This is a genomic window from Halobacterium sp. DL1 (genome assembly GCA_000230955.3).
Classification (GTDB): Archaea; Halobacteriota; Halobacteria; order Halobacteriales; family Halobacteriaceae; genus Halobacterium.
Map to the genome: position 1 here is coordinate 279,528 of CP007060.1, position 19,905 is coordinate 299,432.

The 19,905-nt window shown below is 68.7% G+C and carries 26 protein-coding genes; 8 read left to right on the forward strand and 18 right to left on the reverse strand.

Annotated features, from left to right (window positions below; translation table 11 throughout):
* Positions 1-14: 14 nt before the first annotated feature.
* Positions 15-224 (reverse strand): hypothetical protein, encoded by a 210-nt coding sequence (locus HALDL1_02990; GenBank protein ID AHG05105.1) that lies wholly within the window; start codon positions 222-224, stop codon positions 15-17.
* A gap of 66 nt (positions 225-290) precedes the next feature.
* On the opposite strand from HALDL1_02990, the gene HALDL1_02995 reads away from it, so the two are divergent.
* A complete protein-coding gene (locus HALDL1_02995) occupies positions 291-506 on the forward strand; it encodes a hypothetical protein (GenBank protein ID AHG02702.1) in 216 nt (71 codons plus the stop codon).
* Positions 507-516: 10 nt separating this feature from the next.
* Here HALDL1_02995 and HALDL1_03000 read toward each other — a convergent pair whose 3' ends face one another.
* The 4 genes from HALDL1_03000 to HALDL1_03015 form a co-directional block, all read right to left on the reverse strand.
* Positions 517-1,491 (reverse strand): 5,10-methylenetetrahydrofolate reductase, encoded by a 975-nt coding sequence (locus HALDL1_03000; GenBank protein ID AHG02703.1) that lies wholly within the window; start codon positions 1,489-1,491, stop codon positions 517-519.
* Positions 1,478-2,239 (reverse strand): F420-0--gamma-glutamyl ligase, encoded by a 762-nt coding sequence (locus HALDL1_03005; protein ID AHG02704.1) that lies wholly within the window; start codon positions 2,237-2,239, stop codon positions 1,478-1,480. The genes HALDL1_03000 and HALDL1_03005 overlap by 14 nt, the downstream gene beginning before the upstream one ends.
* Before the next feature lie 51 nt (positions 2,240-2,290).
* The gene (locus HALDL1_03010) at positions 2,291-2,788 is read right to left on the reverse strand and encodes a phosphoesterase (GenBank protein AHG02705.1); all 498 of its coding nucleotides are present in this window, start codon (positions 2,786-2,788) and stop codon (positions 2,291-2,293) included.
* Between the two features lie 483 nt (positions 2,789-3,271).
* Positions 3,272-3,889, reverse strand: coding sequence for a GTP-binding protein (locus HALDL1_03015; GenBank protein ID AHG02706.1), 618 nt, complete (start codon positions 3,887-3,889; stop codon positions 3,272-3,274).
* 175 nt (positions 3,890-4,064) lie between these two features.
* Here HALDL1_03015 and HALDL1_03020 point away from each other — a divergent pair, with 175 nt between their 5' ends.
* Entirely contained in the window at positions 4,065-4,811 is a 747-nt protein-coding gene (locus tag HALDL1_03020) for a hypothetical protein (GenBank protein ID AHG02707.1), read from the forward strand.
* An 81-nt stretch (positions 4,812-4,892) separates the two neighbouring features.
* A complete protein-coding gene (locus HALDL1_03025; protein ID AHG02708.1) occupies positions 4,893-6,188 on the forward strand; it encodes a hypothetical protein in 1,296 nt (431 codons plus the stop codon).
* 24 nt (positions 6,189-6,212) lie between these two features.
* Here HALDL1_03025 and HALDL1_03030 read toward each other — a convergent pair whose 3' ends face one another.
* On the reverse strand, positions 6,213-7,196 hold the full coding sequence (locus tag HALDL1_03030; GenBank protein ID AHG02709.1) for a GTP-binding protein: 984 nt from the start codon (positions 7,194-7,196) through the stop codon (positions 6,213-6,215).
* Positions 7,197-7,488: 292 nt separating this feature from the next.
* On the opposite strand from HALDL1_03030, the gene HALDL1_03035 reads away from it, so the two are divergent.
* Positions 7,489-7,851 carry a hypothetical protein gene (locus HALDL1_03035; protein ID AHG02710.1) on the forward strand — a complete coding sequence of 121 codons (363 nt, stop codon included), beginning with the start codon at positions 7,489-7,491 and terminating at the stop codon, positions 7,849-7,851.
* On the opposite strand, the gene HALDL1_03040 is transcribed toward HALDL1_03035, so the two are convergent.
* The 5 genes from HALDL1_03040 to HALDL1_03060 all read right to left on the reverse strand — a co-directional run bounded on the left by HALDL1_03040 (position 7,848) and on the right by HALDL1_03060 (position 10,213).
* Positions 7,848-8,594: an alpha/beta hydrolase gene (locus HALDL1_03040; GenBank protein ID AHG02711.1), complete on the reverse strand. Its 747-nt coding sequence runs from the start codon at positions 8,592-8,594 to the stop codon at positions 7,848-7,850. The two genes, HALDL1_03035 and HALDL1_03040, sit on opposite strands and share 4 nt — an antisense overlap.
* Positions 8,595-8,655: 61 nt before the next feature.
* Positions 8,656-8,955: a phosphoribosyl-ATP pyrophosphatase gene (locus tag HALDL1_03045; GenBank protein ID AHG02712.1), complete on the reverse strand. Its 300-nt coding sequence runs from the start codon at positions 8,953-8,955 to the stop codon at positions 8,656-8,658.
* Positions 8,952-9,398, reverse strand: coding sequence for a hypothetical protein (locus HALDL1_03050; protein ID AHG02713.1), 447 nt, complete (start codon positions 9,396-9,398; stop codon positions 8,952-8,954). The genes HALDL1_03045 and HALDL1_03050 overlap by 4 nt, the downstream gene beginning before the upstream one ends.
* Before the next feature lie 22 nt (positions 9,399-9,420).
* On the reverse strand, positions 9,421-10,020 hold the full coding sequence (locus tag HALDL1_03055; GenBank protein AHG02714.1) for a glutamine amidotransferase: 600 nt from the start codon (positions 10,018-10,020) through the stop codon (positions 9,421-9,423).
* 37 nt (positions 10,021-10,057) lie between these two features.
* Entirely contained in the window at positions 10,058-10,213 is a 156-nt protein-coding gene (locus HALDL1_03060) for a preprotein translocase subunit SecG (protein AHG02715.1), read from the reverse strand.
* 112 nt (positions 10,214-10,325) lie between these two features.
* On the opposite strand from HALDL1_03060, the gene HALDL1_03065 reads away from it, so the two are divergent.
* Together HALDL1_03065 and HALDL1_03070 are read left to right on the forward strand one after the other, a co-directional pair.
* Positions 10,326-10,592: a thioredoxin gene (locus HALDL1_03065; protein AHG02716.1), complete on the forward strand. Its 267-nt coding sequence runs from the start codon at positions 10,326-10,328 to the stop codon at positions 10,590-10,592.
* A 157-nt stretch (positions 10,593-10,749) separates the two neighbouring features.
* Complete coding sequence (locus tag HALDL1_03070) at positions 10,750-12,609, forward strand: potassium transporter TrkA (protein AHG02717.1); 1,860 nt, start codon at positions 10,750-10,752, stop codon at positions 12,607-12,609.
* Positions 12,610-12,638: 29 nt separating this feature from the next.
* On the opposite strand, the gene HALDL1_03075 is transcribed toward HALDL1_03070, so the two are convergent.
* From HALDL1_03075 to HALDL1_03085, 3 genes are all read right to left on the reverse strand, one after another.
* Entirely contained in the window at positions 12,639-13,307 is a 669-nt protein-coding gene (locus HALDL1_03075; protein AHG02718.1) for an NADPH-dependent F420 reductase, read from the reverse strand.
* Between the two features lie 72 nt (positions 13,308-13,379).
* Positions 13,380-14,252 carry an HAD family hydrolase gene (locus tag HALDL1_03080; GenBank protein ID AHG02719.1) on the reverse strand — a complete coding sequence of 291 codons (873 nt, stop codon included), beginning with the start codon at positions 14,250-14,252 and terminating at the stop codon, positions 13,380-13,382.
* 28 nt (positions 14,253-14,280) lie between these two features.
* Positions 14,281-14,670, reverse strand: coding sequence for a hypothetical protein (locus tag HALDL1_03085; protein AHG02720.1), 390 nt, complete (start codon positions 14,668-14,670; stop codon positions 14,281-14,283).
* A 39-nt stretch (positions 14,671-14,709) separates the two neighbouring features.
* On the opposite strand from HALDL1_03085, the gene HALDL1_03090 reads away from it, so the two are divergent.
* Positions 14,710-15,231 carry a peptidase M54 gene (locus tag HALDL1_03090; GenBank protein AHG02721.1) on the forward strand — a complete coding sequence of 174 codons (522 nt, stop codon included), beginning with the start codon at positions 14,710-14,712 and terminating at the stop codon, positions 15,229-15,231.
* Between the two features lie 265 nt (positions 15,232-15,496).
* Here HALDL1_03090 and HALDL1_03095 read toward each other — a convergent pair whose 3' ends face one another.
* The 3 genes from HALDL1_03095 to HALDL1_03105 all read right to left on the reverse strand — a co-directional run bounded on the left by HALDL1_03095 (position 15,497) and on the right by HALDL1_03105 (position 18,669).
* Complete coding sequence (locus tag HALDL1_03095) at positions 15,497-16,390, reverse strand: hypothetical protein (GenBank protein ID AHG02722.1); 894 nt, start codon at positions 16,388-16,390, stop codon at positions 15,497-15,499.
* A 144-nt stretch (positions 16,391-16,534) separates the two neighbouring features.
* Entirely contained in the window at positions 16,535-18,367 is a 1,833-nt protein-coding gene (locus tag HALDL1_03100) for an ATPase (GenBank protein ID AHG02723.1), read from the reverse strand.
* 2 nt (positions 18,368-18,369) lie between these two features.
* A complete protein-coding gene (locus HALDL1_03105) occupies positions 18,370-18,669 on the reverse strand; it encodes a hypothetical protein (GenBank protein AHG02724.1) in 300 nt (99 codons plus the stop codon).
* Positions 18,670-18,793: 124 nt separating this feature from the next.
* Here HALDL1_03105 and HALDL1_03110 point away from each other — a divergent pair, with 124 nt between their 5' ends.
* Positions 18,794-19,066, forward strand: coding sequence for an ArsR family transcriptional regulator (locus tag HALDL1_03110; GenBank protein AHG02725.1), 273 nt, complete (start codon positions 18,794-18,796; stop codon positions 19,064-19,066).
* On the opposite strand, the gene HALDL1_03115 is transcribed toward HALDL1_03110, so the two are convergent.
* Positions 19,063-19,848: a hypothetical protein gene (locus HALDL1_03115; GenBank protein ID AHG05106.1), complete on the reverse strand. Its 786-nt coding sequence runs from the start codon at positions 19,846-19,848 to the stop codon at positions 19,063-19,065. The genes HALDL1_03110 and HALDL1_03115 overlap by 4 nt on opposite strands.
* Positions 19,849-19,905: the final 57 nt, after the last annotated feature.

A 19,905-nucleotide genomic window follows, 5' to 3' on the forward strand; every position in this document is an offset into this window, starting at 1 on the left:
AGACACTTGTATGTCTATTGGTCGCGCGCGTCACTGCCGGTTGTCCACCGCTTGCAGGCCGTACAGGCGCGCTCGTCGCCGTCCTGCCAGCGGCGCGTGGCCGACTCGCCACACGCCGTACAGCGGCCGTCGCCTGACCAGGAACTGGTCACCGCGACCGGGTCGACGGCGCCGGCGCGCTCGTCGGCGAACGAATCGAGGGTCGGTTCCTCGGACACGCCCATGCGTAGGAGCGCCACGGCCATAACGCTCCCGGAGCATCTAAGGCACCGGCGCGAGGAGTTCGCCGTATGGTCTGGGTCATCGACAACGTCGTCTCGCTCGCCGAGAACTTCGCGACTGCCGCCGGCGTCGACCCGCTGTCGACGGTGCTCATCCTGGTCGGCGTAGCGCTCATCCTCCTCAGCTCCGCCGTCTTCGGCGGGCTCGCGACCGGCGGTATGCTCGAAGGATTCGTTCCCGACACCGCCTTCGAGCGCCAGCGCCGCGAGCGCGACCGGACGTAAAACACGCTTCTCAGACGCCAGCGTCGTCGAACGCCGCCGCCAGCAACCCGACCGCCGTCTCCCGGTCGGGGCCGAGCGGCGACCCGGCAACCACGCTGTCCACGTGGTCGGTCACCGCCGACAGCTGCTCGGCGACGTCCTTGGGGTCGCCCGCCAGACAGAACGCCTCGAGCATCCCGTCGGTCACCAGTTCGAACGCCCGCGAGAACTCGCCGCTCTCTATCTGCTCGCCGATCTCCGAGGCGCGCTCGCGGTCGATCCCGTGGCGGTCCAGCACGGGTGGCGCGGCGCCAGCCGCGATGAACGCCACGGGCGGCCGTGCCGCAGCAAGCGCCTTCTCGGCGTCCTCGGCTACCGACACCGAGGCGAACGCCGCCACGTCGACGTCTCCGGGGGCGACGCGGTCCTCGACGCCCTCCGCGACCCGGTCGGCGGACCACGCCAGGTCCCGGGGGTGGCTCGCGTTCACCAGCACGCCGTCGGCGTGCTTCCCGGCCATTCGAAGCATGTGCGGTCCCTGCGCGCCGACGTAGACGGGCACCTCGCCGACCTCGTAGTTCAGGCCGGCGTCCCGCGCGACGAACGTCCCGTCGTGGTCGACGCGCTCCCCGGCCCAGAGGTCCTGGGCGACCTTGAACGTCTCCAGCACTCGGCGGAGCGGCCGGTCGCGCTCGAATCCGAGGTTCCGCAACGTGGACGCGTCGCCCGCGCCGACGCCCAGCACCGCCCGCCCACCGCTCACCTCGTCGAGGGTCGCCACCTGCGAGGCGAGTTTCACGGGGTGTGTCTCGTAGGGGTTCGCCACACCGGGCCCAACGAGCACGTCGTCCGTCGCCGCGGCTACGCGGTCCAGCGCGACGAACGGGTCGCGGTTGTTGTAGTGACACGACGCGAACACCGCGTCGAACCCCGCTCGCTCCGCTCGCTCTCCGAGCGCCGCGACGTCGGTGACAGGAACCTCGGGCGTGAGCTCAATCCCGCGCATACTCCCACCCCCGGAGCGCCTGCCGCACGAAGTCCCCCTCGACCTCGCGGTACAGTTCGTCGCTGCCAGCGTGGTCGCCGAACTCGAACTCCCGCACGACCACCACGGGCGTACCGCCGTCGCCTTCCCCGGAGACGAGGTTCGCCGTCGCCGCAAGTTCGTCCACGACGCTCTCGACGGTCACCGCGAGCTCGTGGCCGTCACGGTCGGTCTCCCCCCGCCAGTCCCGGGACGCGGGCATCCCCACCCACCCGAGTGCGACGCCGCGCTGGCCGTGCCGGAACGGCCGCCCGGACGTGTCCGTGACGACCACCGCGACGTCCGCGTCGAGCTTCGACTGGATTCGTTCGGCGCTCTCCGACGGCCGCTTCGGCAGGAGCAGGATGTCCGCATCGCCGGTGTTCGAGCGGTCGATGCCGGCGTTGACGCCGACGTGCCCGAACCGCGTCTCCGTCAGTAGGAACGGTGCCTCCATCAGTACGTCCGTCGACTCCTCGAGGACGGCCTGCGCGAACCGGGGGTCCTTCTCCTCGCCAGTGACGTCGGCGAGGCGGTTAGCTATCTCCCGGGCGCGCGGCCCCGCGGGGAACGACGAGAGGCGGGCGGTCTGCCCCTCGGACTTCGAGACGACGGTGCTGGCGACGCAGACGACGTCGCCGTCGGCCAGCTCCGCTCGCTCGGCGATCAGCGAGGCGAGTTCGTCGCCCGGCCGCACCTCCGGCAGTCCCGGCACCGCGAACGCGTGCATACCCCCGACTTCGACGCCCCCGGCAAAAGTCCCGACGGTACCGGAGCCCCCTCACTCCCAGCGCGGGGTCACGTCGATAGCGTCCTCCTCGACCTCGAGGAGAAGCAGCGACGGTTCTTCGGCGGGGTCCGCGCCGGTGGCGCTCCCCGGGTTCAGCATCCGGACGTCGTCGGTCGTCCAGTCGCGAAGCCTGTGGGTGTGCCCCGAGATACCGACAGCGTTCGGGTCGTCGCGCTCCTCGCGCACCGTCTCGCGGACGCGCTCCTCGTAGCCGTCCAGCGGGCCGGTGCCGTGGACGACGACGAACTGGACGTCCTCGACCCACAGCGTCTCCGTTTTGGGGAGGCCGAGGCTACGTGGGTCCATGTTCCCGCGGACCGCGACGAGGTCGTCCGCGATGTCGCGAATCTCGTCGTAGGCCGCCTCGCTGTCGAAGTCCCCGGCGTGGACCACGAGGTCCGCGTCCTCCAGTTCGTTGGCGACGAAGTCGGGCAGTTCGTCCGCGCGGGACGGGATGTGGGTGTCGCTGACGACGACTACTTGTCTCATAGTGGACCGTTCGAGGCCCACGGCCAAATAGCTTCGAGCGCTTGACGGGGCGGCCCGGGAGTGAAAGCCTCTTTTCCCAGGGCTTCCTACGGACTCGCGGGCGACGGTGACGAGGAGTTACCCCCTCCGAGCCCCTTGTGACGAGGCCTTTCTCCCGAGTCGCCCGCCTCCGGACGACGCGTAGCCATTGCTCCGGGTTGGCGAACAGGTGGCGTCACTGCGCGCGGACCGGTCCACCGCCGCTTCGCTGCCCGGCCCACGTCGGCTGTCAGGTCACGGGGCGGGTTGGTCCCGGCTTCACACTTAAAACGCCGCACCAGCGTCCGGCGACCGAGCGGAGTCGTTCGAGAGAGCGAAGCTCTCTCGTGATGACGAGAGACGCTTACGGCGTCTCTCGAACCACGTAGCGGAGTGAGGGAGGAGTGCTTTTGGTGGAGCTTTTGCCGAGGGCTGGCTTCGCCAGCCCACAGCGCAAAAGGTCCGCTAGAAGAACTGCTTCAGGTCGTCGCGCTTCGCGGCCTCGAGGTGGGTGCGGACGGCCTCGTTGAGTGCCTGGATGTTGCCGGTCTTGGCGGTGATGGGGGCGATGGTGTCCTGCCACTGTTTCCACGGCGGGAGCAGGCCGAGGCGGTCTGCGATGTCGTCCAGCCGTTCGTCGCGGTCGTCGACCTTGTCCATCTTGTTGACGGCGACGACGGGCGCGATGCCGAGGTCCTCGAGCAGGTAGAACAGTTCGACGACGTGTGGAATCTCGTCGTCGCCGGAGTGGCGGTCGATGATGTCGACGGCGGCCTTCCCGTCGAGGACGAGCACGCCGACCAGGATGTCGTCGGCGTTGGCCTCGAGGTAGTGGACGATGTCTGTCTTGATCTGCTCGCGGTGGTCGTCCTCGACGCCGGACATGAACCCGAAGCCGGGCAGGTCGGTGACCATGAAGTCCTCGCTCGCCCAGTCGAAGTGGTTGGGCTGGCGGGTGACGCCGGGTTTCTGTCCCGTCGGTACCTTGTGCCCCGTAATCTCGCGCATCAGCGTCGACTTCCCGACGTTCGACCGGCCGACGAGCACGACCTCGTCGCTCCGGTCCGGTCGGTTCTCGAACATACCCAGGGTAGCCAGCGGTCGGGGTTAAACCTCGCGTCCGAGCCCGAGACGTTTCACTCCACTCCCCGTTCGCTCAGCCCGAGACGCTTCGCTTCGCTCACCGTCTCGCGGACGCTCAAACGCTGCTTTGAGTCCTGGGGAGGTTAAAGCAGTAGGCCGCCGAAGGGGTTCATGTATGCGACAGAAAACACTCCTGCTAGCCGTCCTCGGCTCCGCGCTGCTCGTCAGCGCCGGCGTCAGGGGCGCGCTCATGCTCGGCAGTGGCCCCGCTTCCGCCAGCCAGCCCGACCAGTCCCAGAAGTCCATCACCGTCTCCGCGAACGGCGAGATCGAGGCGACGCCCGACCAGGCCATCGTGCAAGTTGCCATCGTCGCGACCGGCAACGACTCCACGGCCGTGCGCGAGGAACTCGCCTCCGACGCGCAGTCGATGCGGACGGCCCTCGAGGAGTACGGCCTCGACAGCGACGCAATCCGCACCGCGCACTACGACATCCGCCAGGAACGCGAGCGGACGCCCGAAGGCGTCGAGGAGGGTGACTACCGCGGCATCCACGCCTTCGAGGTCACGCTCGACGACACCGACGCCGCCGGCGAGGTCATCGACGTCGCGGTCGACAACGGCGCCGACCAGGTCAACGGCGTCTCCTTCACGCTCTCCGAGGACAAGCGCGAGGAACTCCACAACGAGGCGCTCACCGAGGCGATGAGCAACGCCCGCGACCGCGCCGACACGCTCGCGGCCGCCGGCGACCTCTCCGTGACCGAGGTCCACACCATCGTCTCCACCGAGACCCGGTACCACGACTACCGCGTCGAGACGGCGTACGCGAGCGCTGCCGGCGACAGCACCTCCATCGAGGCGGGCGCGGTGACCGTCACCGCGAACGTCCACGTGACGTACAACGCCACCGCCGCGTAACGAACTGCGAGCGACCCCGGGACGAACCGGGGTCGGCAACGCTCATGAACGTTTTTCCCCCGTCCCGCTCAATCGACTGTCGTGCGACTCGTACAGGTGACGATTCCGACGGGCAAACGGGGCGCGGTCCTGGATACGCTCGACGACGAGGGTATCGACTACGTGGTTACCGAGGAGACCAGCGGCCGCGAGTACACCGCAGTAGTCCACTTTCCGCTCCCGACCGAAGCCGTCGAGGATATCCTCGAATCCCTCCACGACGTGGGGCTCGCCGAGGACGCCTACACGATCGTCCTGAACGCCGAAACCGTCGTCTCCCGGCAGTTCGACGCGCTCTCCAAGCGCTACGAGGAGGAGTCCGAGAAAGGGGGGCACATCGCCAGACAGGAACTGGTCGCCCGCGCCGACGAACTCGCGCCAAAGTGGCGGACGTACTTCGTGTTGACGCTGGTCAGCACCATCATCGCGACGGCCGGTCTCCTCCTCGACTCTCCGGCGACCGTCGTCGGGTCGATGGTCATCGCGCCGCTGCTGGGTCCCGCGATGTCCGCGAGCGTCGGCACCGTCGTCGGAGACAACGACCTGTTCCGGCGCGGCGTCCGCCTCCAGTTGCTCGGCGTCCTGCTGTCGGTCGTCGGCGCCGCGGTGTTCGCCTTCCTCGTGAAGGAGGCCCACGTCGTGCCGCCCGGCCTCGACGTCGTCGAACTGTCGGAGGTCCGGGAGCGCCTCCGGCCGGACTTCCTCTCGCTCGTGGTGGCCCTCGGCGCGGGGGTCGCGGGCGTGTTCAGCCTGATGACCGGCGTCTCCGCCGCGCTCGTCGGCGTCGCCATCGCCGTGGCACTCATCCCGCCAGCCGCCACCGTCGGCATCGGCATCGCCTGGGGGATTCCGACGCTCGCCATCGGGTCCGGCATCCTCGTGCTGGTGAACGTGCTCTCCATCAACCTTGCCGCGCTCGTGGTGCTGTGGTACTCCGGCTACCGACCCGAGCGGTTCTTCCGGGTGGGACAGGCCCGCGCCGCGCTGGTCAAGCGCGCGGCGGTCCTGGTGTTCGCCATCGCCGTCCTGTCGGCGTTCCTCGGCGGTGTCACGTACGCCTCCTTCCAGTCCGCCTCGACGGAGCAAGCGGTCAAAGCCGGCGTCGAGGACCTGACCGGCGCGCCACAGTACGAGGGCGTCACGCTGCTGGACATGCGCTACGAGTACGAGTCCGGCCTCGTCGTCCAGCACCCCACGGAGGTGGTGGTGACCCTCGGGGTGCCCCCCGGTAGCGACTACCCCGGGCTCCCGGCCACGCTGAACGAGCGCATCGACGCACGCGCCGGCCGCAACATCACCGTCGAGGTCCGCTACGTCCAGGTCGCGCGCGTCGAGTGACGGACGCTCCGCGGCAGTGACGCGCTACTCCTCGAACGGCAGTTTGGGTTCGAAGCCGACAGCCTCGATTGCGGCTTCGAGCGCTTCTTCGACGCCCTCGCCGGTCTCCACGCTCATGTAGCAGTCCGCCTCCACCTCGTCGGAGAGGTCGGTCTTGTTGCAGACCGTCACGAGTGGGACGTCCGGGAACTGCGCGGCGACCTCCGCGCGGAGCGCGCGCTGGTCCTCGAGGGGGTAGCCACACGTCCCGCTCGGGTCGAGGAAGAAGAGGATGACGTCACCAGCGTGCGCGAGCGCGGAGACGGCCTGGTTCTCGATCTGGTTGCGCTCGTCGGCCGGGCGGTCGAGCAGCCCCGGCGTGTCGACGATCTGCCAGCGCACGCGCTCGTGCTCGAAGTGCCCGACGCGGATGCCCTTCGTCGTGAACGGGTACTCCGCGGTCTCGATCTTCGCACTCGACACCGCGTTGACGAACGACGACTTCCCGACGTTCGGGTAGCCCGCGACGACGACGGTCGGGTCGTCGGGTTCGATGGTGGGCAGGTTCTTCAGCGCGTCCCGCGCCTGCCCGACCGCCTCGAGGTCGTCGGCAACCTGGTTCATCACCGACCCCATCCGCGCGAACGCCTGCTTGCGAATCTTCCGGGCGCCGTCCGTGTCGTGGGGGAGTTTCCCCATGTACTCCCGGCCGAGGTCGTGGGTCTTCGAGGCCGCCCACGATATCTCCGAGAGGTGCTGTCGGAGCGCGTCGATACCCTCGTCGCTGTCGTACTCCTTGCGCAGGATGGCGTCGGCGAGTTCGTAGTAGAACGGGTCCACCTGGTCGAAGTCCGGCCACTCCGTCACCACGTTGTGGAGGTTGTCCCCGAGGATGTTCGAGGACGTCTGCAGCATCGACTCCTGGGCCTCCCGGCCCCCCTTCGCCCGCCCCGAGCGCGCCGCCCGCGAGAACGCCTTGTCGAGGAGTTCCTCCGACGTGGGCGTCGTCGGCAGGTTCTCGAAAATCATGCTCGCGAGTAGGCAGGCGACACGTAAAAGGCCACGTATCGGCGGCTGTGGGGCTTCTTCAGGTTCACTCGAGGATGTGGTTCTGGAGAGCGCTCTTCGAAAGCCCCGAGGCTACGAACTCGGGGGACTCGCTGTGCTCCTCGCTCCGCTGCGGTGCTTGCGTCGTCCGCCGTCGTTCGTAGCCTCGCCCCTTTCAGTCCACCCGCTACCGGGTGTCGAACAGGGACTGACGGACTGAACGCCCAGTCGGTCGTACACGACGCTTTTGGCCATAGAGTCCCTCTACTCGGATATGACAAACTGGCGCGCGGTGCTGGTCGGGTTCGCCGTCGAGTTCGTGTTCGGCGTGTTCGCGTTCGCGCTGCCCGGCATCGGCCACGCGGCGGCGGGGCTCGCGGGCGGCTTCGTCGCGGGCTGGATGGCTGGCGGCGGCCTCTGGCGCGGCGCCTGGCACGGCCTGCTCGCGGGCGCGATCGGCGGTATCATCGTCGCCATCATCATCGTGCTGTTCGGCCTCGTGCTGGGGGCGACTGGGCTCGTGCCCGCGGGCTTCCTCGGCCTCGGTATCGGTCTCATCGCACTCGTCGTGTTCCTCCTGCTCGCTATCGACAGCGCCATCGCGGGCGCGGTCGGTGGCTGGCTCGTGGAGCGCTAGGCCAGGAACGAACGCAGTTCCTCGGCGAACTGTTCGGGCGCGGTCTGGACGCCGAGGTGGCCGACGCCCGATAGCTCCGCGACCGTCGCCGTTTCGACGCGGTCGGCGAGTTCGAAGACGGCGTCCCGGAGGTGGTCGGGGCTGTGCTCCCCCGCCAGGAGCAGCGTCGAATCCGGAACGTCGGGGTCGCCGAGTTCGTAGCCTTCGACCACGCGGGTCTCCCGGACGACCGTCTCGGCGAGTGGCGTGGCGCGCGCGACCAGTCCCGGGTCGAACTCGTGGATGTCGCCGGCCTCCCGGAAGAACAGCTCGATGGCGCCCTCGCGGTCGCCGTCGTCGAGGCGGGCCTGCAGTCGGTCGGCGAGGTCGTCGCCGCGGTGGTCGCCGACGAGGACCGCCGGCTCGTAGAGAACGAGGTCGTCGATGTCCAGGTCGCCGGCAGCGGCCAGCGAGACGAGACCACCGTAGGAGTGCCCGACGACGACGGGGTCGCCGTCGACCGCGTCCACGACGGCCCGCAGGTCTGCGACCTCGCGGCCGAGGTCGTACTCGTCGGCGTCGGCGCTCGCGCCGCGGCCGCGGCGGTCGTAGGTCACCACGCGGAACTGGTCGGTGAGGTGCGGCCGGAGCGCGCGCCAGCTCCCCTTCGTGGTGCTCCCGCCGTGGACCAGGACGAGTGGGCGACCGTCGCCGTACGTCCTGTAGCCGATTTCGGTATCGTCGGCGGAGACCACTGAGTCCATGGGTGCGTCACTCCCGTCGCTCACCGTGAAAATCAATCGGTTCCCCCGCAGTCGCGGCCCGTCAGCGACGCGCCCGGAGTTCGTCCAGCAGGTCCTCGACGTCCATGTCGTGTTCGGCGAGCACGACGAGCATGTGGTAGACGACGTCGGCGCCTTCGTGGGCGAGTTCGTCGGTGTCGCCGTCCTTCGCGGCGAGCAGGAACTCCGTGGTCTCCTCGCCGAGTTTCTCGAGGGCGGCGTTCTCGCCCTTCTCGTGGGTGAACAGACTCGCCGTGTAGGAGTCCTCCGGGAGCGTCTCCTTGCGGTCCTCGACGACCGCGAACAGTTCGCGGAGTACGTCGTCAGCGTCCCCGTCGCTCACCGCTCTAGCACCTCGCGGATGTCGTCGAGGTCACCGAACGCCTCGGGGTCGCGGCGCCCCTCCTCGAAGACGTCCTCGGCGACCTCGATGGGGGCGTCGGTGCGCGCGACCAGCGCCAGCGAGTCGCTCGGGCGGGCGTCCACGACCGCGTCGCCGCGGGGGGTCTGGACGTGTAGGTCGGCGTAGTAGGTGCCCTCCTCGACGCGCGCGACGACCACGCGGTCGATGCGGCCGCCGAGTTCCTCGACGAGGTCGAGCGTGAGGTCGTGCGTGAGCGGCCGCCCGATGTCCCTCGCGTCGAGACCGCGGGCGATGCTCGTCGCCTCGTCGAAGCCGATGAAGATGGGGAGGACGTCCTCTTCGTCCTCGACGCCGACGAGCACGACCGGCAGCGCGCCGTCGGGCGTGCCGGCGACGCGGACGCCCTCGATGTGTGCGTTCATGACGGGACCACCACGAGGAGCGTCAAAAGACTGCCTCCTCCCTGGGGAAGAACGCCAGGTCGTGGATTCGCGAGTCGTCGGTCAACTCGGGGTGGAAGGAGGTGCCGACGACGGGGCCGTCCCGCACCGCGACCGGGTCGCCCTCCCAGGTCGCGAGCACCTCGACGTCGTCGCCGACCTCGGCGATGAGCGGCGCGCGGATGAACACGGCGGGGAACGGGTCGTCGAGGCCGTCGACGTCGAGTGGCGCCTCGAAGGAGTCGACCTGCCGGCCGAACGCGTTCCGGTCGACCGTGGCGTCGATGAGGTCGAGGGTGTCCACGCGCTCGTCGTTCGCGTCCGCGGAGGCGACGATGAGGCCCGCACAGGTCGCGAGCACTGGTTTCCCGGCGGCGACGTGGTCTCGTATCTCCTCGTCGATGCCCTCGCGGGCGAGCAGCCGCGAGATGGCGGTCGACTCGCCGCCCGGCAGCAGGAGGATGTCGCAGTCGGGCACCACGCCGCTCGTCCGTATCTCCACGACCTCGGCGTCCTCGCCGTGGGCGTCGGCCGCGCGGCGGATGGCGTCGGCGTGCTCGGAGACGTCGCCCTGTACCGCGACGACCCCAGCGCTGACAGTCATGGCTACCGGTAGGTGTCTGCGGGGAAAAAGCCTCTCGCTACACGAAGAACTGCAGGAGCAACACGACGACGCCGAAGAACGCGCCCGTGGCGACGACGGAGCGCGGGTCGATCTGGATTGCGTTGGGGTCTTCCGAGTCGAAGTACCGGACGAGGCCCGCACTGGACATCAGTCCGCCGGAGTCACTACTCATGTTCGTCCATCCTCGCCGCGGTGGCCTAAACCTTTCGTGTGGCCGCACTCCCGGCAATCACCGAGCCGTGAGAAACCCTTATGCGCCGGGCGCGGCAATCCCCAGTAGACCGATGACAGTCACACTCAAGGACTTCTACGCGGACTGGTGTGGGCCCTGCAAGACCCAGGACCCGATCCTGGACGACCTCGAGGAGGACTACGACAGCGTCACCTTCGAGAAGATCGACGTCGACGAGGCCGAGGACGTCGCCAACGAGTACCAGGTTCGGTCGATTCCCACCATCGTCGTGGAGAACGACGACGGCATCGTCGAGCGGTTCGTCGGCGTCACGCAGCGCGAACAGCTCGAGGACGCCCTCGACGACGCGGGCGCCTGAGCCGGCCGCCTGAGCCGGCCGCCGTTCTTCCCCGCAGCCGCGACCACCGCCCAGCGGCCGCACTCTCTCAGCCGACGCTGGCCGAGCAGTGACCCTGGCCGTGTGACGGCCGTGGGGTTCCGGTAGGCTATTGTACGCGACGCGTCTCCCCGTGGATATGTTCTGGCTGCCGCTCGTGGCCGCGAGCGGGACGCCGGCGGTGACGCCCCAGATGCTGGTCGTCTTCGCCGTCGTGCTCGGGGCCCTCGTGCTGTTCGTCACGGAGTGGCTCCCCATCGACGTCACCGCCATCCTCGTGATGGTGGTGCTCATCGTGCTCGGCGACTGGACGCAGGTGTCGACCCAGGAGGGCATCTCCGGCTTCTCGAACAAGGCGACGGTCGCCGTGCTCGCGATGCTCATCCTCAGTTCGGGGGTGAGCCGGACCGGCCTCGTCCAGATTATCGGCCGGAAGATGGCCGCGTTCGCGGGCACCAGCAAGCGCCGCCAGCTACTCGCGACCATCGGCGCCGGCGGCCCCGTTTCCGGGTTCATCAACAACACGCCGGTCGTCGCCATCCTCGTCCCGGTCGTCTCGGACCTCGCGCACAAGGGGAAGACGAGCCCGTCGAAGCTGCTCATCCCGCTGTCGTTCGCCTCGATGCTCGGTGGGATGTTGACGCTCATCGGGACGTCGACGAACCTGCTCGCCAGCGAGACGGCCGCCCGCCTCGGCGAGTCACAGGGCATCGAGAGCCTCCACGCGTTCTCGATGTTCGAGTTCACGCAGCTCGGCGTCCTCGTCCTCGTCGTGGGGTCGCTCTACCTGTTCACGGTCGGCTACCGGCTGCTCCCCGAGCGCGTCCCGCCCGAGGACGACTACCTCACGGAGTACGAGATGAGCGACTACCTCGCTGAGGTGGTCGTCGGGGAGTCCTCGCCGCTCGTCGGGAAGACCGTCAGCGAGGCCATCGACGTGGACCGCTTCGACGCCGACGTCCTGCAGCTCGTCCGCGGCGACGAGCGGTTCATCAGGCCCATCGGCCAGAAGGTCATCCGACCGGGGGACGTCCTCGCCATCCGCACCGACCGGGACACTCTCGGCGGCATCTCGTCGGTCGACGACCTCTCGCTGGTCGGGACCCCGGAGACGGAGGACGAACTCGAACCGACGACCCAGGAGGAGCAGGCGCTCGTCGAGGTCGTCATCCAGTCGGGGTCGTCGCTCGTCGGGGAGACCCTGGCCTCGGCGTCGTTCCGCAACCGCTACGACGCGAACGTGCTGGCGTTCCGCTCGCGCGGCGAGACGCTCCACGAGCGCATGGACCGCGTCGAGATGCGCGTCGGGGACACGCTGCTCGTCCAGGCGCCTCGGGACAGCATCGACCGCCTCTCGACGAGCCAGGACTTCATCGTCGCCCACGAACCCGACGAACCCGACTACCGCAGCGAGAAGATTCCCCACGCAATCGCCGTCATCGTCGGCGTCGTCGTCGCGGCGACGGTGACGCCGCTGCACATCGTTACCACCGCGCTCGGCGGCGTCGTGGCGATGGTCGCCCTCGGCGTTCTCCGCCCCGCGGAGGTGTACGACTCCGTCGACTGGAACGTCATCTTCCTGCTCGCCGGTGTCATCCCGCTGGGCATCGCGCTCGAGCAGACCGGCGCCGCCGCGCTGCTCGGGTCGCTGGTCGCGTCGACGGGCACCGTCCTCCCCGCGGTCGGCGTGCTGTGGGTGTTCTACGTCTTCACAGGACTAATCACAGGCGTCATCAGCAACAACGCGAGCGTCGTGTTGATGATTCCGGTGGCCGTCGAGGCGGCCGTCGACATCGGCGCGAACCCGTTCGCGTTCGTCCTCGCGGTGACGTTCGCCGCCTCGACGTCGTTCATGACGCCCGTCGGCTACCAGACGAACCTCTTCGTCTACGGCCCCGGCGACTACCGCTTCGGGGACTTCTTCCGGGTCGGCTTCCCGCTCCAGATGCTGCTCTCCGTGGTCACCGTCGCGGGCATCGTCGCCTTCTGGGGGCTCTGACGCGGGCGCCCGCCGTCAGAACGACCGGGTCACTCGAATTTGACGCCCACGTCGTGGAGCCCCTCGTTGTTGATGGCGAGGTTGATGAGCAGCGGCGTCAGCGACTCGACCTCGGCGGCGTTCGCCAGCGGTCCGGCGTCGAGCGCCCGGAGCCCCTCGATGCCCGACGCGAGGTCCGCGACGTTCCGCTTCGCGTCGCCGTCGTCCCCGACCACGAGCGTGTCCAGGTCGAGTTCCACGTCGAGGTTCGCGACGCGGTCCGCCGAGAGGTTGTGGAACGCGCCGACGACGGCCACCTCGTCGGGCGCGGCGTCCACGACCAGCCTGGTGACGCTGCCCGCCTCTGGCGGGTTGTAGCCGAAGCCGCCCTCTCGCTTCTTCATCCCGACCGCGGGCGAGACCAGCAGCGTGTCGTCGTCGAGTCGGTCCGCGATCTCGTGGACGAGGTCCGCGACGTGGTAGGCCGGCACCGCCAGCACGACGACGTCCGCGCGGTCGGCCGCCATCGCGTTCTCGAACCCCGTGATCTTCTTCTCGACGCCGCGGCTGTCGAGTTCGGTCTCGTACCCCTCGGCCTTCGCCCGCGCCTTCTCCGGGTCCCGCGAGCCGATGACGACCTCGTGGTCGGTGTGGTAGGCCCACCGGAGCGCGAGCGCTTCGCCGATGTCGCCGGTTCCGCCGAGTAACGCGATTCGCATACTCGTGAGTCGCCGCGCACGCGAATAAGGATTGGTGGTACCGGCGGCTACCGACAAGGGGCGGCGCGCTGGTCAGTCCGAGTCGAGAATCGCGGGCAGGTCGTTCACGGAGTCCAGCACGCGGTCGGCGTCCGCGTCGTCGTACTTCCGCCGCCCCGAGTCGCCCGTGAGCCCGCCGGTCAGCACGCCCACGCCGTAGTAGGTCCGCTCGGCGTCGGCCTCCCGGGCGTTCACCGCCGTCTGCACGTCGTCGAGCGTGTCCCCGACGAACACCACGCTGTCGGCGTCCGTGCGCTCGGCCAGTTCCACGAGCGCCCGGGGGTCGGGTTTCCCCTCGTCCCAGTCGTCCATCGTGAACCGGCGGTTCTCGGGGACGTCAAGGCCGGCGCGGTCGAGCGCGATGGTCGCCTCGTCGGCCGGCCGACCGGTCAGCACGCAGACCGGGTAGCGCTCGGTCAGCCACTCGACCGTCTCTGGAGTGACCAGCACGGATTCGTCGTTGATGTAGCCCGGGGTGTCCAGTTCAGCCTCGCCACCCTCGAGCTCCTCGTACAGCGCCGACCCGAGGTAGAGCTGCTGGAACACCTCGCGCAGGCGGTCCGGGTCCCACTCGTCGAAGACGCGTTCCGCGGTGTCCGAATCGAGGCGCGCGCGTACGACCTCCTCCGCGCCGGCGAGGCCGCCGCCGCGCTCGGCAATCTCGTCGGTGAACGCGACCACGTCGCCGTCGTACCCCTCTCGCTTACTGAGCACGAACAGCGCCGCGGCGTCGGTGAGCGTCCAGTCGTTGTTGAACCCGCCCGCGTCCTTGAACTGCTGGACCGCGGCCTTCTCGATGGTGTCCCCGTAGACGTGCTCGACGGACTCGACGATGGCGCGCCGGTAGGAATCGGCCACGTCGACGAGCACCCCGTCGATGTCGAGCACGACTGCCTCGACTTGCATGCCCCCACCGAGGCCGCCCGGCGAGAAGTCAGTTACGCGTCCGCGCGACGAACAGCGTCCCCGTCTCGACGGTGCGCCGGTCGACGGGCACCGCCGGCTGGTCGCCGCCCAGGGTCGTGAACAGGCACGCCGCGTCCGCCCGCTCGGCCACGTCGAGGAGCGCGCGGTGGAGCTCCGGCGGGCAGTTCAGCGCGTACACCGCGTCGGCGTTCGCGTACACCGCCGGGTCTGGGTCGGTCACGTCGTCGACGACGAACCGGACTCCGTCGGGGACCTCACGCTCGTGGACGTCCGTCGCCGTCACCGCGTGCCCGCTCGCCGCGAGCGTCGCCGCCACGTTCGGGCGCCGACCGATTCCGACCTCGACCAGGCGGTCGAACTCCGCGAGCACGTCGGCGACGTTGGGTGGTTTCCCCACGCCGGGATGTTTATGTCTCGCGGCGTTTAACGTCACCTCATGCGCGTAGACATCGTCCCCGTCGGCGACGTGCCCGCGCAGGTCAAGCGCGAGGCCTCCTCGAGCCTCCGCTCGGTCTACGACTGCGACGTGGTCGTCGCCAGCGAACAAGAGGTTCCCCAGGGGGCGTACGACGACGCGCGAAGCCAGTACCGCGCCGCGGAACTCATCGACCTCGCGACCCGCGTCAGCGACGGCGACAAGACCCTCGCCATCACCCCCGAGGACCTCTTCTACCGCCGCCGCAACTACGTCTTCGGCCTCGCGTACCTCGACGGCCGGGGCTGCGTCGTCTCCACCTACCGGCTCCAGACGTCGAGTGACGGCGGCTTCTCCGAGCGCCCCGCTGCCGACGTCTTCGACGACCGCGTCCGCAAGGAGGTCGTCCACGAACTCGGCCACACGCTCGGCCTCGAACACTGCGACAACAACCGCTGCGCGATGAACTTCTCCCCCACCGTCCGGGAGGTCGACCGCAAGGAGGAGAACCTCTGCGGGAGCTGCCAAAGAACCGTTTTCTGACGGACCTTTTGCGCTGCGGGCTGGCTTCGCCAGCCCTCGGCAAAACCTCCACCAAAAGCACTCCTCGCTCACTTCGCTAGCGCTCCGTTCGCTCGTCGGCCTCCGCTCGTTCGCGTCGCTCACTCGCGGAGTGAATCGCGGCACTCGGGTTCTTCGAACCGCTCGCGCCGCGAATGCTACAGTTTGCTGGTTAGTTCTGCTGTAGCTTCTCGGCGCACCCATCCGAGAACGGCCGGAATCGCCGGCCAGCCGGGCGTCCGCCCGGCTAGTAGTCGAGAAGTGACGCCGAAACGTTCGGAGAAAACGCTACTGGGGGTGTTTCAATCGCCCACAGGGAGGGGTCAGCGAGGGGCGAGAGACCGACTCCGAGCGGTCCGATACCGGGAACGTCAGTGCCGTTGACCGGTGGCGTCACCGTGGGGCCGGCTCCGGCCCCCTCACTCGCGTTTCCCGCTGCCACCGTCGTATTCACAACCGTCGTGGTGGCTGGCCCGTCAGTGGACGGGCCGTTTCCCGCTCCCGGCCCACCGGTAGCGGGTTTGCGGGACTCGTTGACCGGCGGTCCCGCGATGTCGCGGGCTATCGCCGCCATCTCCGTACCGGTGAGCTTGTCGGCGTCCGCCTGGATGCGGCCGAGAGCCGCGGTGTCGACTCCCCTCGACGCCAGCACGTCGGCGGGCAGGCCGCGCGCCGTCTCAGTGGTCCGGTTCGAGAGCCGGCGCACGGTCCTGATCTCGGTGGCTAGCTGCGCCATCTCCCCCCGGAACTGCCCGAGGGAGATGTCACCGTTCTGCCTGGCGTCGAGGAGCTCCTGCTTGCGCTCCCGGAGTTCGGCGAGCCGTGTCGTCAGGTCCTCGCTCTGCTCGGCGACGACCGCCGCCTTCGAGGCGTTCGAGTTCGCCGCGGCGACGCGGTGGCCGAACGTCCGCTCGGCCACCTCGCCGGCGACTTCCGCACCCTGAACGTTGACGACGCCGGCCAGCCGAGCGCCGGGCGCCGTCTCGTTCTCGCTCTCGTTGGTCTCGGTATCGTTCTCCTGCACGTCGAACGTCGCTGCCGTGGTCGACGTCACCGACGTCTCGGCCACCGACCCGGCGGCCAGCGGCGCGCCGGTCGCCACGACGACGAGTGCAGTCACCAGCAGTACGGTCGCTCTCATCTCGACCAGTCCTTGTGGCCTCCCGCCCTTATACCCGGGCGACCGTGCGGGCGACTTGTGTGGGATTAACGCCGATTAACTCGGGTTAAGAGATCGGGTTACAGGAGCTCAGTCGCCGTCTAACGGCAGAATAGGGATCGGGTGTCAGTTCGTGTAATAGTACTCGCCGTCGCGCTTCTGTTGTTTGTCCAGCTGGCTGCCGGGTTTGTTGATGCGCGGGCGGCCGAGGTTCTCGTCGCGGCGGAACGTCACGTCGAGGTTCGCGAGGAACTCGTTCATCCCCGAGCGCATCGCCTGCGGGGTCGAGGCGCGGCCGTGTTGAGCGGGCTCGCCGTCGAACACCATCAGGCGGTCGGCAGCCAGGTCGACCATGTAGATGTCGTGGTCGATGACCATCACGGTGGTCTCGCGGTTCTCCGCGAACCGCCGGATGGCGCGCGTGGCGAGCACGCGCTGCTCGACGTCGAGGTGCGCCGAGGGCTCGTCGAGGAGGTAGAGGTCGGCGTCCTTCGACAGCGTCGCGGCGATGGCGACGCGCTGGCGCTCCCCGCCCGAGAGGTCCGTGAGGTTCTGCTCGAGGATGCGCTCGAGCTGGAGCGGGTCGCCGATTTCGGTGTTCCAGTACGACGTGCCGAAGTCGTCCGTGATGGAGGAGAGGAACGCGTCGACACGCATGTGCTGGTCGGCCTCCACGTACTGCGGCTTGTACGCGATGTCGAGGCCGACGTCGAGGTCGTCGTCGGCCTCCCCGCCGACGGTGGTGGGTTCGAGGTCGCCCGCGAGCAGTTTCGCGAACGTCGACTTCCCGATACCGTTCGGCCCGACGACGCCCAGCACCTCGTTGCGGTGGATGTCGCCGCCGTCGACGGTGAGCGTGAACTCGCCCTCGCCGTAGGACTTCGCCATGTCCGGGTAGGAGATGAGCGTCTCCTGGCGGGAGGCGGGCCGCGGCGCGTGCTCCTCGAACGTGATGGCCTCCGGCCGGATGCGCATGTTCTCGTTGTCGAGGTAGCCCCGGAGGTACTCGTTGATGCCGTTGCGCACGCTCTTCGGCGTCGTGACGACGCCGTAGACCGAGGGTTCACCGTACGCGACGTGGATGGAGTCCGCGAGCATGTCGAGGACGGCGAGGTCGTGTTCGACCACGAGCACGGCGCGGTCCTCCTCCTCGGCGAGTTCGCGGACGATGCGCGCCGCGGTGACGCGCTGGCCGATGTCGAGGTACGGCGTGAGTTCGTCGACGAAGTAGAAGTCCGCGTCGCGAGCGAGCGTCGCCGCGAGCGCGACCCGCTGGAGTTCACCGCCGGACAGCGAGTCGATGGACTGGTCCATCACGGGGCGGATGGAGAGCCGGTCGACGAGGTCGTCGAGGACGTCTCGCTCGTCCGTACGTTCGAGGAGTTCGCGGGTCGTGCCGCCGAACTGCTCGGGAATCTGGTCGACGTACTGGGGCTTCTTCGCGACGCTGATATCGCCGTCGCGGACCGCCGCGAGGTAGTCCTGGAGCTCGGTGCCGCGGTAGGCGTCGATGACCTCCTCCCAGTCGGGTTCGTCCTCGTGACGCCCGAGGTTGGGGGTGATCTCGCCCGCGAGCACGTTCACGGCGGTCGACTTCCCGATGCCGTTCGGCCCGAGTAGTCCCGTGACTTTCCCGGGTTCGGGGACCGGGAGGCCGTACAGCGAGAAGGCGTTCTCGCCGTAGCGGTGGGTCGGGTTGTCCTCGAGTTCCTGCGGGAGGTTGATGATCTCGATGGCGTCGAACGGGCACTTCTCGACGCAGATGCCGCAGGTCTCCCCGAGACAGATCTCCTCGGAGATGCGGACCTGGTCGGGGTCGCCGTCCTCGGCGTCGTCGCCGCGGAGCGTGATGCACTCCTTGCCCGTCCGGTTGGGCGGGCAGTAGTTCGCGCACTCGTAGTTGCAGCGGTCGGGCTGACACCTGTCCAGGTCGACGACCGCGATGCTGTCCTCCGCCATCGTTACAGGCTGACGCCCTCGGAGAGGAGCACGCCCCACGTGATGAACCAGAGCGCGAAGGTCATGAAGAGGACGTAGACGTGGTCTTTCGCCGAGAAGTCCGAGATGTCGACGCCGAACAGCCGCATCAGGCCGAGTTCGACGGCGACCACGCCGAACATGACGAGCAGCCCCGTCCTGCTCGAGGGGTCGGTGACGACGGCCTCGGAGAGGAAGGCCGCCGCGACACCGCCCAGCGTGGCGATGGTGGTCACCTTCAGGCTCCGCTGGTGGGAAGCCTTCGGGTCCACAGTCTCTGTCATACCAGTTCCTCCGGGAGCCTCTGTCAAAAGGCGTTCGCTTGCCGTACGCGAGCGTCCCGGCGAGGGGAGCCAGTCGTGGCAGACCCTCCCGCAGTTTTAAGCGCCTGGGGTGTTTCGATTCGTAATGATGGCTGAAGACGACAGTGTGCTGGAGGACCTCCCACCGAGCGCGAAGCTCGTGTTCAAGGTACTCGAGTACGACGGCCCCCTCACGCAGAAACGAATCGTCGAAGAGACCATGCTCTCCGCGCGTACCGTCCGCTACGCGCTCGAGCGACTGGAGGACCGCGGCGTCGTCGACGAGGACATCTACTTCGCCGACGCCCGCCAGAGCCTCTACCAGCTCACCTGCGAGACCGACGACGCCAACGCCGAAGCCGACGCGGAAGCCGCCTAACTCTCTACGCCGACAGCCAGTTCTTCGCTACCGCTCCCCCAGTCGGCAGTGACTCGCTCCTCGTTCTCGCCGTAGATGGGCACCCGAACCTCGACAGTACCCCGCTCTCCGGGCGCGACGTCCACCGCTCCGACGTCGTAGCCGCTGGTCGACTGTGACGTCGCCGCTGCGCGGAACGTTCCGGTGGTGCCGCCGCTGTTCTCCGCGGTCACGGTGACAGCCGCTTCGCTCCCCTTCTGGACTGTGTCGGGCACCGATGCGTCGGTCACCGCGAACTCTGCGGGGTCCGCCAGGAAGTCGAGTTGGGACGCGTCGAGTTCGACGTCCCCGACGGCGCCACTCGCCGCGTTCACGGGGTCGGGAAGCGCGTACGTGACGATGGAGCGTTCGTCCGTATCACGCTGGGAGAAGACGGCGTCCGCACCGACGCTGCCGGCGACATCGCTGGCTGGGTAGTGTGACTGGCCGTCCAGCGCGAGTCCCTGGTGGTGTTCGTCGGCGACGAGCGCGAAGACGAACAGGGGGCCGCTCCCCGTCACCGTGTACGCGTTGAAGTGCGACCCGGCGTAGAGGTACGTGAACGACCGGCCGACCCAGACGTCGCCGACGGCTGGAACCGACGTGGTCGTCGTCGTTTGCGTGGTCGATTCGTCCGTCGTCGTGGACGGCTCTGTCGTCGAGCGCTCCGTCGTCGGTGTAGCAGAGTTGCCCGCACTGGTACACCCGGCGAGCGCCGCAGAGGAGAGTCCTGCAGCGGACGCGAGGAACTGTCGTCGTCGCATTGCCCGAGTCGACTCGGCCGTCCGACAAGTGCTTTCGGGCCTGCCGGACCGTCTCGC

Bases quoted from the DNA above. Each gene is read 5' to 3' on its own strand.
- HALDL1_02990 (AHG05105.1), bottom strand. From the start codon at position 224: ATGGGCGTGTCCGAGGAACCGACCCTCGATTCGTTCGCCGACGAGCGC.
- HALDL1_02995 (AHG02702.1), top strand. From the start codon at position 291: ATGGTCTGGGTCATCGACAACGTCGTCTCGCTCGCCGAGAACTTCGCG.
- HALDL1_03000 (AHG02703.1), bottom strand. From the start codon at position 1,491: ATGCGCGGGATTGAGCTCACGCCCGAGGTTCCTGTCACCGACGTCGCG.
- HALDL1_03005 (AHG02704.1), bottom strand. From the start codon at position 2,239: ATGCACGCGTTCGCGGTGCCGGGACTGCCGGAGGTGCGGCCGGGCGAC.
- HALDL1_03010 (AHG02705.1), bottom strand. From the start codon at position 2,788: ATGAGACAAGTAGTCGTCGTCAGCGACACCCACATCCCGTCCCGCGCG.
- HALDL1_03015 (AHG02706.1), bottom strand. From the start codon at position 3,889: ATGTTCGAGAACCGACCGGACCGGAGCGACGAGGTCGTGCTCGTCGGC.
- HALDL1_03020 (AHG02707.1), top strand. From the start codon at position 4,065: ATGCGACAGAAAACACTCCTGCTAGCCGTCCTCGGCTCCGCGCTGCTC.
- HALDL1_03030 (AHG02709.1), bottom strand. From the start codon at position 7,196: ATGATTTTCGAGAACCTGCCGACGACGCCCACGTCGGAGGAACTCCTC.
- HALDL1_03035 (AHG02710.1), top strand. From the start codon at position 7,489: ATGACAAACTGGCGCGCGGTGCTGGTCGGGTTCGCCGTCGAGTTCGTG.
- HALDL1_03040 (AHG02711.1), bottom strand. From the start codon at position 8,594: ATGGACTCAGTGGTCTCCGCCGACGATACCGAAATCGGCTACAGGACG.
- HALDL1_03050 (AHG02713.1), bottom strand. From the start codon at position 9,398: ATGAACGCACACATCGAGGGCGTCCGCGTCGCCGGCACGCCCGACGGC.
- HALDL1_03055 (AHG02714.1), bottom strand. From the start codon at position 10,020: ATGACTGTCAGCGCTGGGGTCGTCGCGGTACAGGGCGACGTCTCCGAG.
- HALDL1_03060 (AHG02715.1), bottom strand. From the start codon at position 10,213: ATGAGTAGTGACTCCGGCGGACTGATGTCCAGTGCGGGCCTCGTCCGG.
- HALDL1_03065 (AHG02716.1), top strand. From the start codon at position 10,326: ATGACAGTCACACTCAAGGACTTCTACGCGGACTGGTGTGGGCCCTGC.
- HALDL1_03070 (AHG02717.1), top strand. From the start codon at position 10,750: ATGTTCTGGCTGCCGCTCGTGGCCGCGAGCGGGACGCCGGCGGTGACG.
- HALDL1_03075 (AHG02718.1), bottom strand. From the start codon at position 13,307: ATGCGAATCGCGTTACTCGGCGGAACCGGCGACATCGGCGAAGCGCTC.
- HALDL1_03080 (AHG02719.1), bottom strand. From the start codon at position 14,252: ATGCAAGTCGAGGCAGTCGTGCTCGACATCGACGGGGTGCTCGTCGAC.
- HALDL1_03090 (AHG02721.1), top strand. From the start codon at position 14,710: ATGCGCGTAGACATCGTCCCCGTCGGCGACGTGCCCGCGCAGGTCAAG.
- HALDL1_03095 (AHG02722.1), bottom strand. From the start codon at position 16,390: ATGAGAGCGACCGTACTGCTGGTGACTGCACTCGTCGTCGTGGCGACC.
- HALDL1_03100 (AHG02723.1), bottom strand. From the start codon at position 18,367: ATGGCGGAGGACAGCATCGCGGTCGTCGACCTGGACAGGTGTCAGCCC.
- HALDL1_03105 (AHG02724.1), bottom strand. From the start codon at position 18,669: ATGACAGAGACTGTGGACCCGAAGGCTTCCCACCAGCGGAGCCTGAAG.
- HALDL1_03110 (AHG02725.1), top strand. From the start codon at position 18,794: ATGATGGCTGAAGACGACAGTGTGCTGGAGGACCTCCCACCGAGCGCG.
- HALDL1_03115 (AHG05106.1), bottom strand. From the start codon at position 19,848: ATGCGACGACGACAGTTCCTCGCGTCCGCTGCAGGACTCTCCTCTGCG.